The 14,072-nt window shown below is 63.0% G+C and carries 14 protein-coding genes and 1 tRNA gene; 7 read left to right on the forward strand and 8 right to left on the reverse strand.

Annotated features, from left to right (window positions below; all coding sequences use genetic code 11):
* The first annotated feature begins 137 nt into the window (after positions 1-137).
* On the forward strand, positions 138-761 hold the full coding sequence (locus tag NWI01_RS13030) for a 2,3-bisphosphoglycerate-dependent phosphoglycerate mutase (protein ID WP_141384253.1): 624 nt from the start codon (positions 138-140) through the stop codon (positions 759-761).
* A 6-nt stretch (positions 762-767) separates the two neighbouring features.
* Here the strand turns inward: NWI01_RS13030 and NWI01_RS13035 are convergent, their stop codons facing one another.
* Together NWI01_RS13035 and NWI01_RS13040 are read right to left on the reverse strand one after the other, a co-directional pair.
* A complete protein-coding gene (locus NWI01_RS13035) occupies positions 768-1,670 on the reverse strand; it encodes a methylated-DNA--[protein]-cysteine S-methyltransferase (protein ID WP_141384292.1) in 903 nt (300 codons plus the stop codon).
* A gap of 57 nt (positions 1,671-1,727) precedes the next feature.
* The gene (locus NWI01_RS13040) at positions 1,728-2,252 is read right to left on the reverse strand and encodes a DUF2244 domain-containing protein (RefSeq protein WP_141384254.1); all 525 of its coding nucleotides are present in this window, start codon (positions 2,250-2,252) and stop codon (positions 1,728-1,730) included.
* Between the two features lie 22 nt (positions 2,253-2,274).
* On the opposite strand from NWI01_RS13040, the gene nth reads away from it, so the two are divergent.
* Positions 2,275-3,174 carry an endonuclease III gene (gene nth, locus NWI01_RS13045; RefSeq protein ID WP_375782184.1) on the forward strand — a complete coding sequence of 300 codons (900 nt, stop codon included), beginning with the start codon at positions 2,275-2,277 and terminating at the stop codon, positions 3,172-3,174.
* Positions 3,175-3,437: 263 nt separating this feature from the next.
* Here the strand turns inward: nth and rpsA are convergent, their stop codons facing one another.
* The 4 genes from rpsA to aroA form a co-directional block, all read right to left on the reverse strand.
* On the reverse strand, positions 3,438-5,141 hold the full coding sequence (gene rpsA, locus NWI01_RS13050) for a 30S ribosomal protein S1 (RefSeq protein WP_141384256.1): 1,704 nt from the start codon (positions 5,139-5,141) through the stop codon (positions 3,438-3,440).
* Positions 5,142-5,511: 370 nt separating this feature from the next.
* Entirely contained in the window at positions 5,512-6,219 is a 708-nt protein-coding gene (locus tag NWI01_RS13055; RefSeq protein WP_141384257.1) for an FkbM family methyltransferase, read from the reverse strand.
* Positions 6,220-6,245: 26 nt separating this feature from the next.
* Positions 6,246-6,884: a (d)CMP kinase gene (gene cmk / locus NWI01_RS13060; protein ID WP_141384258.1), complete on the reverse strand. Its 639-nt coding sequence runs from the start codon at positions 6,882-6,884 to the stop codon at positions 6,246-6,248.
* Positions 6,881-8,209 carry a 3-phosphoshikimate 1-carboxyvinyltransferase gene (gene aroA, locus NWI01_RS13065; RefSeq protein ID WP_141384293.1) on the reverse strand — a complete coding sequence of 443 codons (1,329 nt, stop codon included), beginning with the start codon at positions 8,207-8,209 and terminating at the stop codon, positions 6,881-6,883. The genes cmk and aroA overlap by 4 nt, the downstream gene beginning before the upstream one ends.
* Before the next feature lie 166 nt (positions 8,210-8,375).
* Between aroA and NWI01_RS13070 the strand changes: the two genes are divergently transcribed.
* The 5 genes from NWI01_RS13070 (at position 8,376) to ilvD (ending at position 12,445) form a co-directional block, all read left to right on the forward strand.
* Positions 8,376-8,789, forward strand: a complete 414-nt coding sequence (locus NWI01_RS13070) for a TIGR02300 family protein (RefSeq protein WP_141384259.1) — start codon at positions 8,376-8,378, stop codon at positions 8,787-8,789.
* A 194-nt stretch (positions 8,790-8,983) separates the two neighbouring features.
* Positions 8,984-9,059: transfer RNA gene (locus NWI01_RS13075), tRNA-Ala, on the forward strand.
* A 330-nt stretch (positions 9,060-9,389) separates the two neighbouring features.
* Positions 9,390-9,815, forward strand: a complete 426-nt coding sequence (locus NWI01_RS13080; RefSeq protein ID WP_009796516.1) for an Hsp20 family protein — start codon at positions 9,390-9,392, stop codon at positions 9,813-9,815.
* 97 nt (positions 9,816-9,912) lie between these two features.
* On the forward strand, positions 9,913-10,179 hold the full coding sequence (locus NWI01_RS13085; RefSeq protein WP_011313547.1) for a BQ00720 family protein: 267 nt from the start codon (positions 9,913-9,915) through the stop codon (positions 10,177-10,179).
* A 421-nt stretch (positions 10,180-10,600) separates the two neighbouring features.
* Entirely contained in the window at positions 10,601-12,445 is a 1,845-nt protein-coding gene (gene ilvD, locus NWI01_RS13090) for a dihydroxy-acid dehydratase (RefSeq protein WP_141384260.1), read from the forward strand.
* A 287-nt stretch (positions 12,446-12,732) separates the two neighbouring features.
* Here the strand turns inward: ilvD and ptsN are convergent, their stop codons facing one another.
* Together ptsN and hpf are read right to left on the reverse strand one after the other, a co-directional pair.
* Positions 12,733-13,194 carry a PTS IIA-like nitrogen regulatory protein PtsN gene (gene ptsN, locus NWI01_RS13095; RefSeq protein ID WP_141384261.1) on the reverse strand — a complete coding sequence of 154 codons (462 nt, stop codon included), beginning with the start codon at positions 13,192-13,194 and terminating at the stop codon, positions 12,733-12,735.
* A gap of 248 nt (positions 13,195-13,442) precedes the next feature.
* The gene (hpf, locus tag NWI01_RS13100) at positions 13,443-14,039 is read right to left on the reverse strand and encodes a ribosome hibernation-promoting factor, HPF/YfiA family (RefSeq protein WP_141384262.1); all 597 of its coding nucleotides are present in this window, start codon (positions 14,037-14,039) and stop codon (positions 13,443-13,445) included.
* Between the last annotated feature and the right edge of the window lie 33 nt (positions 14,040-14,072).

Here is a 14,072-nt window from a genome sequence, read left to right on the forward strand (position 1 = left end):
AAGCATGTCCTCCGGCTTGATCCAAGGATGGATACCGGTTCGCGCGAAGACGCCGCGTCAAATCAAGATCTGAGAGCCACGCTGCTGATTCGTCAGAAGCGGAAAGGCTCCAGGAACTCAGGAATGGAGCAGGCAGAATGAGCGAACGTCTTCTGGTGCTCGTGCGTCACGGCCAGAGCGAATGGAATCTGAAAAACCTGTTCACAGGCTGGAAGGATCCGGATCTGACGGAGCTTGGCGTGGCTGAGGCGAAGGATGCGGGGCGCAAGCTGAAAGCGCAGGGCTTTGTTTTCGACATCGCCTTCACCTCGACGTTGATCCGCGCCCAGCACACGCTCGATCTTGTGCTGAAGGAATTGGACCAGGCCGGAATTCCGGTCAGGAAAGACCAGGCGCTGAACGAGCGGGACTATGGCGATCTTTCGGGCCTCAACAAGGACGAGGCTCGCAAGAAGTGGGGCGACGAACAGGTGCTGATCTGGCGCCGGTCATATGACGTGCCGCCACCCGGCGGCGAGAGCCTGAAGGATACGCTGGCGCGCACGCTGCCGTACTTCGTGCAGGAAATCCTGCCATGCGTCCTTCGCGGCGAGTGCACGCTCGTGGCGGCCCACGGCAACTCGCTGCGCGCGCTTGTCATGGTGCTGGAAAAACTGTCGCCGGAACAGATTCTCGCGCGCGAACTGGCGACCGGCGCGCCCGTGATCTATCGGCTCAACGCCGATGCGACGGTGGCCTCGAAACTTGATCTCGCGGCCTGACGCACCTCATTCCAGTCCAATCCGCCCGGCTTCCCACCCCAGCATCGCGTGCTTGCGGGTGACTCCCCAGTGATACCCCGTCAGCGCGCCACTTTTGCCGAGCACGCGATGGCAGGGCACGACGAATGACACCGGGTTCTTGCCGACAGCGGCGCCGACGGCGCGCGAGGCGGTCGGGCGATCGATACTGGCGGCGATGGTTGAGTAGGTCGTGACCTTTCCCATGGGAATCCTGAGCAGGGTCTGCCAGACCCGGACCTCGAAATCGGTCCCGATCAGAATCACGCGCAGCGGCTGGTCGGCTCGCCAAAGCCTCGTATCGAACACGCGCTGCGCGAGCGCCCCGGTGCGGCCTGCGTCCTCGACATAGGTCGCATTGGGCCACCGCCGCTTCATATCAGCGAGCGCGGCCTGCTCCTCGCCGCCGTCGGCGAACGCCAGTCCGGCGAGGCCACGGTCGCTGGCGATCACGATCGCGATGCCGAAGGGCGACGGATGAAAACCGAAAGCGAGCTTCATGCCGGAGCCGCCATTCTTCCATTCGCCGGGTGACATCGCTTCGTGCGTAACGAACAGGTCATGCAGGCGTCCCGGACCGGAGAGGCCGGAATCGAGGGCTGCATCGAGCACGCTGGCGGATTTGCGCAGGAGTCCCTTGGCGTGGTCGAGCGTCAGCGCCTGCATGAACAATTTCGGGGTCAGCCCCGCCCAGCGCCGGAATAGATGGTGCAACTCGTCCGGCGTCACGCCGGCGGCGTCAGCCATCGCTGCGATGGCAGGCTGCGAACGCCAGTTTTCGGAGATGAAGGCGATCGCTCGCCGCACCGCGTCATAGTCGCGCAATGCTGCACCCGGCGCGTCCGGCTGCGTCCACGGATCAGCCGGAGCAGGATTTTTCTCAAGCGTCATCATGGCCAGGATGTAGGACGGTCGCCGTCTGCCGGCCACCCGATTTCCGGCGACCCTTCAGGTCACCGGATTGTAGATCGGCCCGCGCTTGGCGAGCTGGAGCGCAGAGGACAAGGCTTTGACGAAACTCAGCTTCTCGTCAGGCCCCAGGAAATTCGCGATCGATATCCGGCGGCCGCGCGAAACCAGATAAAGCCGCTCGATGCCGTATTCCTCGTGGACTCTCTGGTCGACATGCACCCACAGCGGATTCGAAACCCACTCGACGATGTGGCCGCGATGACTGGTGCGGCGCACCCTGAGCTCGGAATGGGTGATGGAAATTTCCTCGGTCGCGAGCGCGCGTTGGAAATTGATGCGGAAAGCCCAGTAAATCGCGAGAACATCGAGGCCGAGAAAGCCGAATACCGGCCAGGCTCCCATCAGCAGGAACACCATTCCGGTGGCGAAACTCGCCAGCGCCAATACAGCCATCAGCACCATGAAGCTGGCGTGACTTAATGAACGGTGCGGCGTCAGGAGCGCCGAAAACAGCGTCTGTTCGGCGGGTCCGAGGCCAGCCAGGTTATTGTCTACGGTCATCGTTAATCACTATACCACGATCATGTCTAAAAACATCCGCCGCAGCTTTGCAAGGCAGAAGCCCGCCGCAGCCGGGACCGACAAATCAGTCAGGGAGGGCCCTGTGGCGAACCCTCGGAAGCAGGAACCCGCTGCGGCGACAGCAGGACAGGCCAAGGGAGTAAAGAAGAGAACCGGAAAGCCGCCCGCACGTCAGGCGGAGCCGATCTCCGGGGGCAAGCGGGCCGTCAAGCCGGCGCGAGAACCAGCGGGACCGCCGCCATCTTTCAGGCCGTGGACGCCGGCTGAAGTCCGCGAGGCGTTCGCGCGCTTCCGCAGAACCAATCCCGAGCCGAAAGGCGAGCTCGAACACATCAATTCCTACACATTGCTGGTCGCGGTGGTGTTGTCGGCCCAGGCGACCGACGCAGGCGTCAACAAGGCCACGCGCGCCTTGTTCGCTGTCGCCGACACGCCCGCCAGAATGCTGGCGCTCGGGGAGGAGAAGGTCCGCGACTATATCAAGACCATCGGACTCTATCGCACCAAAGCGCGGAACATCATCGCGCTTTCGGAAAAACTGCTCGCGGACTTTGACGGCGAGGTTCCACCCAGCAGGGCGGGAATCGAATCGCTGCCCGGCGCGGGACGCAAGACCGCCAATGTCGTGCTCAACATGGCGTTCGGGGAGCGCACCATGGCGGTTGACACGCATGTTTTCCGCGTCGCCAACCGCACCGGCATGGCGCCAGGGAAGACGCCGCTCGAGGTCGAACTCGGGCTTGAGCGCGTGATCCCCCACCAATTCATGCTGCATGCGCATCACTGGCTGATCCTGCACGGACGCTACACCTGCCTGGCGCGATCGCCGCGCTGCAAAGTGTGCCTGATTAACGACCTGTGCCGTTGGCCCGACAAGACGATAGAGGACGCGCCGTCATGATCGCCTCGTCCCGCAGGTACGCAGATATCTACACCTGACCAGAACGGCACACGCCGCCTTAAGTTCCGGCCGATTTGAATCGCAAATGCTCGTTCGGGAAACGAAAAAGGCCCCGGCGAAATCCGGGGCCTTTGGCTGCTGCTAGAGCATTTTCCGGCGAAGTGGATACCGGTTCGCCGCAAGAAAATGCGACCAGACAACCATTTCTAGAGCATGGTCCGATTCAACTTGATGGGATCATGCTCTAGTTAAGAGGCGCGCGCTTACTTGTTGTCGGTGCGCTGTTTCAGCACGGTGCCGAGGATATCGCCCAGCGTTGCTCCCGAGTCGGACGAGCCATACTGCGCGATGGCTTCCTTCTCCTCGGCCACTTCGAGCGCCTTGATCGAGACCTGCACCTTGCGGGCCTTCTTGTCGAACTGGATGACGCGGGCATCGACCTTCTCGCCGACGGCGAAACGCTCGGTGCGCTGATCATTGCGGTCCCTCGCCAGTTCCGAACGCTTGATGAAGGTCTGGAACTCGGTGCCGGCAATCTGCACCTCGATGCCGCCGTCCTTGACCTCAAGCACCTCGCAGGTCACGACCGCGCCCTTCTTGACGTCGCCCGGTTCGGCGAACGGGTCGCCCTCGAGCTGCTTGACGCCGAGCGAGATGCGTTCCTTCTCGACATCGACGTCGAGCACGACGGCCTTGACCATGTCGCCGCGCTTGAAGTTGTCGATGACCTGCTCGCCCGGCTGCTTCCAGTCGAGGTCGGAGAGGTGGACCATGCCGTCGACATCGCCCTCCAGGCCCAGGAACAGTCCGAACTCGGTCTTGTTCTTGACCTCGCCTTCCACGGTCGAACCGACCGGGTGCTTCTCGACGAAGGCCTCCCAGGGATTGCGCATGGTCTGCTTGAGGCCGAGCGAAATGCGGCGCTTGACGGAATCGACTTCCAGCACCTGAACCTCGACTTCCTGCGAGGTCGAGACGATCTTGCCCGGATGCATGTTCTTCTTGGTCCAGGACATTTCCGAGACGTGGATCAGACCCTCGATGCCCGGCTCCAGTTCCACGAACGCGCCGTAGTCGGTGATGTTGGTGACGCGGCCGGTGAAGCGGGCGCCCAGCGGATACTTGGCCTCGATGCCCTGCCACGGATCGTCCAGCAACTGCTTCATGCCGAGCGAGATGCGGTGGGTCTCGTGGTTGATCTTGATGATCTTGACCTTCACGGTCTGGCCGATCGCCAGCACCTCGGTCGGATGGTTGACGCGCCGCCAGGCGATGTCGGTGACGTGCAGCAGGCCGTCGATGCCTCCGAGATCGACGAACGCGCCGTAGTCGGTGATGTTCTTGACCACGCCGTCGATGACCTGACCCTCTTCGAGGTTCTGGACCAGTTCCTGACGCTGCTCGGCGCGCGTCTCCTCCAGCACCGTGCGGCGGGAGACGACGATGTTGCCGCGGCGGCGATCCATCTTGAGGATCTGGAACGGCTGGGTGTTGTTCATCAGCGGACCGACGTCGCGAATGGGACGGATGTCCACCTGCGAGCGCGGCAGGAAGGCGACGGCGCCGTCGAGATCGACGGTGAAGCCACCCTTGACCTGATTGAAGATGACGCCGTGCACCTTCTCGTTGTTGTTGAAGGCTTTCTCGAGCTTGCCCCAACTTTCCTCGCGGCGCGCCTTGTCGCGCGACAGCACGGCCTCGCCGAGCGCGTTCTCGATGCGATCAAGGAACACCTCAACCTCGTCGCCGACCTTCAGCGTGCTCTCGCGACCTGGACCGGAGAATTCACGCAACGCCACGCGGCCTTCGGTCTTGAGGCCGACGTCGATGACGGCCATGTCCTTCTCGATCGCAACCACCTTGCCTTTGATGACGGAGCTTTCCTGCAGGCTGCCGCCAGCGAAGGACTCATCGAGCATCGCGGCGAAATCGTCACGGGACGGATTGAGGGTATCAGTCGAAGCCATGTGTTCTCCAATGCGGCGACCGGCAGTTCGGGTTGATATGCGTTTCGCGCGCGAAGGGTCAGGGGTCCGCAACCCTGACAACCGTCGCGCGGAACATGCAGCGACGGGCCGGCGTCAAGCCTTGACGTTCGAAACGATGATGTGGCCCGGAGTCTTTAACACAAGCGATCGACCGCAGAGCGATCGACATCAAGAGCGATCGACATCGAGGACGATCAATATCGAGACTGAGCGGAACGTTCCTCCAATGGCGGCGGGAGCTTGAAACTCCGGCCGGTCCGCTCGGACAGCCTCGACACGTCGACGATGATCCGGACGCGGCGGATATACCGTCAAAGCCGCAAGCGAACAAGGCTTTTGTAGGCTTCCCTCAGCCTCGCGGCCTGAACAGGAAGTTATTGCAGTAGTCCGGATGATCCCAGAATCGCGGACCCGACTGCTTCTGGTGAATCGCCGGATCAAACGCTGATACAGGGTGCAGGGAACCTTGCTTGAAGAAAAAACCTTCGTATCCGAGCCGATCGAGCAGCCCGAAGACATCCTCGACCGTGGTTTCCGCGAGGTGCCTCGTCTCACATTCGAAAACGAGCCACGGTCGCGCTTCGGACAGGATGCGCCGGGCGCCCTGGAAGATCGCCAGTTCCGCCCCTTCCGCGTCGATCTTGATCAATGAGACCCGCTGCCCCGGCCGCAAGTAGTCGTCGAGCGCGACGACGGGAACCTGAATCCGCGTGCCGCCGGCCACGAGCGCGACCAGCGAGGCGCCGGGAGAATCGATCGCGGGGATGGCAAGATCGAGCACGCCGCTGCCCGACCATAACGCCTTCTGCTCAATGACGACGTTATGCCTTGGCGCGACCTCGCGCAGATAGGCGGCGAGAGAGGGCTGCGGCTCGAATGCGAGGACGCGGCCGGAACTGCCGACCCACCGTGACAGCCAAAAGACATAGCTGCCCTTGTGAGCGCCTACGTCGCACACGGTATCGCCCGGTCTGACATGGCCGCCGATGACCGAAAGCTCGGCGCGCTGATCCCGCCATCGTGCTTTCAGCGCACGCCATACGAAACGCGCATTCATTGCTGCCTCCGGAACCTTCCGATCGGTCACGCGCAGCCGGAACGGGCCTTCACCGACTCGACGATCGCGATCGCGGCCTTCAGGCCGGCCTCGATGTCGAGGTTGGAATTATCCAGCACATGGGCGTCCGCGGCCGCCTTCAGCGGGGCAACGGGCCGGTTGCGGTCCCGCTCGTCGCGCTTGAGAATATCCGCCAGAACCACCGCCTCATCGACCTCCTCGCCCCGCGCCCGCGCTTCCAGCGTGCGTCGCCTGGCTCGCACGACAGGATCGGCCTCGACGAAAATCTTTACCTCGGCGTTCGGGCAGATCACGGTTCCGATGTCGCGGCCGTCGAGCACCGCGCCCGGCGGCTCGGATGCGAACTGGCGCTGAAAGGTCAGAAGCGCCTCGCGCACCTTGGGAAATGTCGAGACGACCGACGCGGCCTCACCAATCGCGCGGGCCTTGAGAGCCGGATGGCCGAATTTCTCCGGATCGAGCTCAAGCGCGGCCGCGATCGCACGCGCCTCGTCCGCCGGATCCGCGCCGGCGTCGAGCAACGCTTTGGCGACCGCGCGATAGATCACGCCGGTGTCGAGATGACGAAAGTGATAGTGCGCGGCAAGGCGCTTGCCGAGGGTGCCCTTACCCGAAGCGGCAGGCCCGTCGATGGCGATGATCATGCGAAATTTGCTCCCAACCGCTGCATCATCGGCACGAAATCCGGGAAGCTCGTGGCGATGAAGGCGATGTCGTCGACCTTGACCGGCGCGTCCGAGGCGCAGCCCATCACCAGCGCCGACATCGCGATGCGATGATCCATGTGGGTGGTGACGAGACCGCCGCCGGGCACGCGGCCGCGACCCTCGACGATGAGGTCGTCGCCGGCGATCTCGACCGCGACGCCGCCCGCGCGCAACATCGCGGCGGCGGCTTCGAGGCGGTCGGATTCCTTGACCCGCAATTCGCGCAGGCCGCGCATCACCGTGGTGCCTTCGGCAAAGGCCGCGGCGACCGCGAGCACGAGATACTCATCGATCATCGAGGGCGCGCGCTCCGCCGGCACCTCGATCCCGCGCAGCCGCGACGCCTTCACGCGCAGTTGCGCCATCGGCTCGCCGGCATCAAGGCGCGTTTCACTTTCCTCGATCGACGCCCCCATCTCGCGCAGCGTGACGAACAGGCCGGTTCGCAACGGGTTCGTCATCATCTCATTCAGCACAATGTCGGAGCCTTCCGTGATCAGCGCGGCAACGATCGGAAACGCCGCCGATGACGGGTCGGCCGGCACCGTGACCCCCGCGCCGTGCAGCTCGGGCTGTCCGGTCAGCGAGATTTTCCGCCCATGCGCGCCCTCGGCCACGGAGACGATATCGGCGCCAAAATGCTTCAGCATCAGCTCGGTATGGTCCCGGCTGGCCTCGCGCTCGATGACGGTGGTGACGCCCGGAGCCGACAGCCCCGCCAGCAGCACCGCCGATTTGATCTGCGCAGAAGCCACCGGCGTGCGATACACGATCGGCAGCGGATCGCGCGCGCCTTCGAGCGTCAGCGGCAGGCGGCCGCCGTCGCTTTGCGCGATCACCCGCGCGCCCATCAACTCCAGCGGGTCGAGTATCCGGCGCATCGGCCGCGAGCGCAGCGAGCCATCGCCATCGAAGGCCGCGCGGATCGGGCAGCCGGCCACCGCGCCCATCACCAGGCGGCATCCGGTGCCTGAATTGCCGAAATCCAGCGGCGCTTCCGGCGCCGCGAACCCGCCGGTGCCGACGCCGCGCACCGACCAGACGATCCCGCCATTATCATCGGTCCGCCGTTCGACCTTCGCTCCCAGCGCCTGCATCGCCTTCGCGGTGTTGAGTACGTCCTCACCCTCGAGAAGGCCGGAGATTCGGGTTTCACCGACCGCCAGCGCACCCAGAATCAGCGCGCGGTGGGAGATCGATTTATCCCCGGGCACCCTGACGCGTCCGGTCAATGACTGGCATTTTCGCGCCTCGAGCGGCATGGTCTGGCCGGAAAGAGTCAAGCTGCATATCCCCGTTGTGGCGGCTGGTATCACAGGGACGATGGCGCGTCACGCCTGCGGACCGGTCTTCAAAGCGCTATTGACAGGGCCGCTGCAACTAGCCAAGTGAAGCTCCGTTTTTTCAAGAACTCCCGGGATTCCACACGTGGCCAAATCCGAGCTCGGAACCAAGCGTATTTGCCCGACGACTGGCAAGAAGTTCTACGATCTGAACAAGAACCCGGTGATCTCGCCTTACACCGGCGAGGTCGTGCCGATCGTCGTGGCGCCGGTGCGAGGCCGCAGCGACGCCGCCCGCGCTGCCGCGGCGTCAGGGGCCGATGCGACGCCGGAGCCCGCCGAGGCCGAAGAAATGGTCTCGCTGGAGGAGGCCGACGCCGAGGAGAACACCGGAAAGGTCAAGAAGGCCGTTGTCCCCGAGTCGGAGGATGATATCGAGATCGATGATACCCTCGACGATGACGAGGACGATGATTCGACCTTTATCGCCGACGAGGAAGAGGGCGACGAGGACGTCACCGATATCATCGGAGACGTGGGAGACGACGAGGAGACTTGAGATCGGTCCTGAACTGTGGTTCAGGGTCTCTGTGGATCGCGCCGTCCGATGAGGTGCGGCGCGGTCGAGAGCGGGAAGAGGTAAATTTTTAAAGTGCGGTGCGGTTTTCCATCCGCCATCCTGCCCTCAAATACTGGAATTGATCACGTTCATGATCGAGGATCGAATCGATCCAGAACCATGAGCGTGATCCTGGGGCCATAGCTCAGCTGGGAGAGCGCTTGCATGGCATGCAAGAGGTCGGCGGTTCGATCCCGCCTGGCTCCACCACGCGCCTTCCTTTCCAGGGATGGGGCAATATGCCGGGCGTGCATTCGTTCCGCGCCCGCGGCCCGCTAATCGTGTTCCTGTTCTGATATCAAGGCTTTGGTACCGCGCCGCACATCTTGAACGGCGTGCAAATCATGCCATATTTGATTCGACCGTCTGGAAACGTCAGACGGCCAGCGGGGCGCCGCAAGGGCCCTGCGCTTGATCCGCCGAAATGTGGCGGTTCGGCCGATGGAACACGCGCCATCAACTCCGGCGCGCGACCGCACGCCCGACCGAAATCATTTTTGCTGGTCGCGCGCGTCAAAGTCGCTTCGAGAGGACTTTGTAATGTCTCGTGTTCCTTCGTTATCCAGTCCGTTCCTGTTGGGATTCGACGAAATCGAGCGGGCGCTCGACCGCGTCGTCAAAGGCGCCGACGGCTATCCTCCCTACAACATCGAGCGGTGCGACCGCGACAGCGGCGAGCCCGAACGGCTGCGGATCACGCTGGCGGTGGCGGGGTTCACCCGCGACCAGCTTGATGTGACCATTGAAGAAAATCAGCTTGTGATCCGGGGCCGGCAGCAGGAGGATAAAGCCCGGCAATATATCCATCGCGGCATTGCCGCGCGCCACTTCCAGCGCACCTTCGTGCTGGCGGAGGGGATGTTGGTGCTGGGCGCGGACCTGAAAAACGGGCTATTGTCCATCGATCTGGCCAGGCCGGAACCTGAAAGGGTCGTTAAGACAATCGCGATCAATGAACACGAATAATGCACAACCCGACAAACGCCGGTGAGCCGGCATAAAAGCTTTCGGGTGCAACAAGTAGCGGACTCGACCGCTTAGTCTGGTAAAAGGAGTCGAGACCATGAGTGAAGTGATTTCCACGATCCGGCCTGAAAGCGTCTCCACCGAGTCGCTGGCGCAGCTCGGCGAAGGCCACATCGCCTATGTGAAGCAGGTGCGTTCCGAGGACGTGCCGGAACTGTTTCCGCAGGCTCCAAGAATCGCGCCCGGCCTCATGCTGTTCGCGCTGCACGCCGCCGACGGCACCCCGATCATGCTCACCGATTCGCGCGAGGCCGCGGTCGCGAGCGCGTGGAGCAACGAGTTGCAGGCCGTCAGCGTGCATTAGAGCATGATCCCGAAAATTGGAAACCGGTTTTCGGAAAGGATCATGCTCAAACAAGAAGATAAGCGACGAGTCTGATTCAACGCAGTTGAAACAGACTCCGGCGCGTATTCCGCAAAAGTGGATACCGGTTTTGCGATCAGAATACGCGCGAAACTATCGATTGAGAGACACGCCGCCGCTGCGCGCGACATCCGTTTAGCAGGAAGCGGCGGCTAGAGCGGGATGAGGAAAGGTGTAAAGTGTGGCGCGGTTTTCCGCCCGCATCCCGCGTCTCGAAATATTGGAATTGATCACGTTCATGGTTCTGGATCGATTCGATCCAGAACCATCGTGATCTAGTCGAGCGCAGCCGCTTTTCTGTTTTGCGGCCTCCGGCGGCGGGGGTATGGTCCCGCCAAACCACTGACCGTTCGGAAAAAACATGCCAGCCTATCGCTCCCGCACCTCCACCCACGGCCGCAACATGGCCGGCGCCCGCGGCCTGTGGCGCGCCACCGGCATGAAGAACGAGGATTTCGGCAAGCCGATCATTGCGGTGGTCAACTCCTTCACCCAGTTCGTGCCCGGCCACGTTCACCTCAAGGATCTCGGCCAGCTGGTGGCGCGCGAGATCGAGAAGGCCGGCGGTGTCGCCAAGGAATTCCATACCATCGCGGTGGATGACGGCATCGCGATGGGTCATGACGGGATGCTCTACAGCCTGCCCTCGCGCGAGGTCATCGCCGACAGCGTCGAATACATGGTCAACGCGCATTGCGCCGACGCCATGGTCTGCATCTCCAATTGCGACAAGATCACGCCCGGCATGCTGATGGCGTCGCTGCGCCTCAACATTCCCTCGGTGTTCGTCTCCGGAGGCCCGATGGAATCGGGCAAGGTCACGCTCAACGGCAAGGTCAAGTCCGTCGACCTGATCGACGCCATGGTCGCCGCCGCCGATGACAGCGTGAGCGATGCCGACGTCGAGGCGATCGAACGATCGGCGTGCCCGACCTGCGGTTCGTGCTCGGGCATGTTCACCGCCAATTCGATGAACTGCCTGACCGAGGCGCTCGGACTTGCGCTGCCCGGCAACGGCTCGGTGCTCGCCACCCACGCCGACCGCAGGGGTCTGTTCGTCGAGGCCGGACATCTCATCGTCGATATGGCACGGCGCTACTACGAGCAGAACGACGAGCGTGTGCTGCCGCGTTCGGTCGCGAGCTTCAAGGCGTTCGAGAACGCGATGACGCTCGACATCTCGATGGGCGGCTCCACCAACACGGTGCTGCATCTGCTCGCCGCGGCTTACGAAGGCGAGGTGCCGTTCACGATGGCGGATATCGACCGGCTGTCGCGGCGCGTGCCGGTGCTGTGCAAGGTCGCGCCCTCGGTCGCGGACGTGCATCTGGAAGATGTGCATCGCGCCGGCGGCATCATGGGCATTCTCGGCGAACTCGATCGCGCCGGACTGATCGACGCCAGCCTGCCGACGGTCCACAGCACCTCGCTGAAGGAAGCCCTGGAGCGCTGGGACATCAAGCAGACAAAAAGCGAGAGCGTGCGCACCTTCTACACGGCCGCGCCGGGAGGCGTCCGCACCGAAATCGCCTTCAGCCAGGACAAGCGGTTCGAGGAGCTCGACGCCGACCGCGCCAAAGGCTGCATCCGCGACGCCGAACACGCGTTCTCGAAGGACGGCGGTCTCGCCGTGCTCTACGGCAACATCGCGCGCGACGGCTGCATCGTGAAGACGGCCGGCGTCGACGACAGCATCCTGACCTTCTCAGGTCCCGCGCGCGTGTTCGAAAGTCAGGATGCCGCAGTGGACGCCATCCTGGGCAACAGGATCAAGCCGGGCGATGTGGTGCTGATTCGCTACGAGGGGCCGCGCGGCGGTCCGGGCATGCAGGAGATGCTTTATCCAACGAGCTATCTGAAATCGAAGGGACTGGGCAAACAGTGCGCGTTGATTACCGACGGTCGCTTCTCCGGCGGCTCATCGGGCCTGTCGATCGGCCACGTCTCGCCGGAAGCAGCGGAGGGCGGCGCGATCGGTCTCGTCGAGGAAGGCGATCTCATCGCGTTCGACATCCCGAACCGGAAGGTTCATCTCGATGTCAGCGATGCCGAACTCGAGCGACGCCGCGCGGCGATGGAGGCGAAAGGCGACAAGGCCTGGAAGCCGGCCGCTCCGCGCACGCGCCGCATCACCATGGCGCTGAAAGCCTATGCCGCGCATACCAGCAGCGCCGCGCTCGGCGCCGTGCGGGTGGTGAAGGACTGAGCGTACCACGCGGGCACACCACGCGAACCTTTCCGCTCCTGACGGAACCTGAGCATCTTCCGGCGAAATGGATGACCTGTTCGCCGGAAGAAAATGCGGCCCGGCAATAATTTCCGGAAACTCCCAGAGCGATTCAATTCGATCGGATCAAACTCTGGAAACAAGAATCGTTCGAAGATCGGGACTGATTCGATCAGAAGCGGCGCTGCGAAACGACGACGCGGGCTGAAAACCGCATCACGCTTTTTTCCTTCATCCCGCTCTTGCCGCCCCAATTCAACAACGGCTCAGGGAACCGTCGCTGGCGGCAGCGCCAGCACGGAATAGATCGCCTCCGCGTCGCGCGAGGCGCGCAGCTTGTTGGCGATGTCCTGATCGCGCAAGAGCCGTGCGATGCGCGCCAGCGCCTTCAGATGATCCGCGCCGGCGCCTTCGGGAGCGAGCAGCAAAAAGATGAGGTCGACCGGCTGCCCGTCCATCGCTTCGAAATCGATCGGACGCTCGAGCCGTGCGAAAAGACCGAAGATCTTTTCAAGCTTCTGCAGCTTGCCATGCGGAATCGCAACGCCATAGCCGACCGCGGTGGTCCCGAGCTTCTCGCGCCGCAGCAGCACCTCGAAGATCGCGCGGTCGTTCTGTCCTGTGAGCTCGGCAGCACGCGCCGCCAGTTCCTGCAGCGCCTGCTTCTTGCTGGTGACTTTCAAAGCGGGAAGGATCGCCTCGGGTGCGACCAGATCCGTAATCATCATATGACGTTCCGAGGTGAGGTTTGCCGTCAGGTTGCGAAAGACACGTCAGACAAGCAGCACAAACGTGAGCCCACATACGGGCGAACGCACACGGTAAGCGGTTCGCGGCCCTCCGGCCAGGATGACCGGCCTTATAGTCTAACGCGCGCCCGATGCCAAATCCCGGACTTTCGTCCGGACCGGTGGAAAACCGGGCGCGAAGGCCGCGGACCATATGGATCGCCGTTCCAGGCGTCAATGGCGGCGGGTCAGGCAGAGCCGTTGACGGCCGGCGGGTCGATCCAGCCCACATTTCCATCAGGCCTGCGATAGATCATGTTCACGCGGCCACTGGAGCCATGCTGGAACACCAATACGGGCGCGCCGGTAAAATCGAGTTCCATCACCGCTTCGCTGACCGAGAGCCGCCTCAGCGAGGTGATGGTTTCCGCGATGATCACCGGATTGAAAGCGGTGACCTCGCCGTCGCCGTCCATCGCCGGCGCTTCGATCACGTAGCTCGGCGCGTCGAGCCCGGCGATCGTTTCCGCGGCCGCGCGCGCCTTGCGCGCCGAGTGATCCTTGAGACGGCTTTTGTAGCGGCGCAGCCGCTTTTCGATCTGCAACAGCGCCTGATCGGCGCTGGCATAGGCATCCGCGGCATTCGATTCGGCTTCGAGCGTCACTCCGGAATCCAGATGCAGCGCGCAGTCGGTGCGGAAGCCGAAACCGTCCTTGCTCAGCGTGATGTGGCCCGAATACTGGCCATCGAAATATTTCCGGAGGACTTCGTCGGTCCGACTGTTGAGACGCCCTCGCAGCGCCTCGCCGACATTGATGCTCTTGCCCGAAATTCGAAGTGTCATGACAAGCCTCATCGATCATGAGTGGGAAGAGAT

It is taken from the genome of Nitrobacter winogradskyi (assembly GCF_006539545.1).
Taxonomy (GTDB): domain Bacteria; phylum Pseudomonadota; class Alphaproteobacteria; order Rhizobiales; family Xanthobacteraceae; genus Nitrobacter; species Nitrobacter winogradskyi_A.

Bases quoted from the DNA above. Each gene is read 5' to 3' on its own strand.
- NWI01_RS13055 (WP_141384257.1), bottom strand. From the start codon at position 6,219: ATGAATGCGCGTTTCGTATGGCGTGCGCTGAAAGCACGATGGCGGGAT.
- ilvD (WP_141384260.1), top strand. From the start codon at position 10,601: ATGCCAGCCTATCGCTCCCGCACCTCCACCCACGGCCGCAACATGGCC.
- NWI01_RS13035 (WP_141384292.1), bottom strand. From the start codon at position 1,670: ATGACGCTTGAGAAAAATCCTGCTCCGGCTGATCCGTGGACGCAGCCG.
- cmk (WP_141384258.1), bottom strand. From the start codon at position 6,884: ATGATCATCGCCATCGACGGGCCTGCCGCTTCGGGTAAGGGCACCCTC.
- nth (WP_375782184.1), top strand. From the start codon at position 2,275: ATGTCTAAAAACATCCGCCGCAGCTTTGCAAGGCAGAAGCCCGCCGCA.
- NWI01_RS13040 (WP_141384254.1), bottom strand. From the start codon at position 2,252: ATGACCGTAGACAATAACCTGGCTGGCCTCGGACCCGCCGAACAGACG.
- NWI01_RS13085 (WP_011313547.1), top strand. From the start codon at position 9,913: ATGAGTGAAGTGATTTCCACGATCCGGCCTGAAAGCGTCTCCACCGAG.
- hpf (WP_141384262.1), bottom strand. From the start codon at position 14,039: ATGACACTTCGAATTTCGGGCAAGAGCATCAATGTCGGCGAGGCGCTG.
- aroA (WP_141384293.1), bottom strand. From the start codon at position 8,209: ATGCCGCTCGAGGCGCGAAAATGCCAGTCATTGACCGGACGCGTCAGG.
- NWI01_RS13030 (WP_141384253.1), top strand. From the start codon at position 138: ATGAGCGAACGTCTTCTGGTGCTCGTGCGTCACGGCCAGAGCGAATGG.
- ptsN (WP_141384261.1), bottom strand. From the start codon at position 13,194: ATGATGATTACGGATCTGGTCGCACCCGAGGCGATCCTTCCCGCTTTG.
- NWI01_RS13080 (WP_009796516.1), top strand. From the start codon at position 9,390: ATGTCTCGTGTTCCTTCGTTATCCAGTCCGTTCCTGTTGGGATTCGAC.
- rpsA (WP_141384256.1), bottom strand. From the start codon at position 5,141: ATGGCTTCGACTGATACCCTCAATCCGTCCCGTGACGATTTCGCCGCG.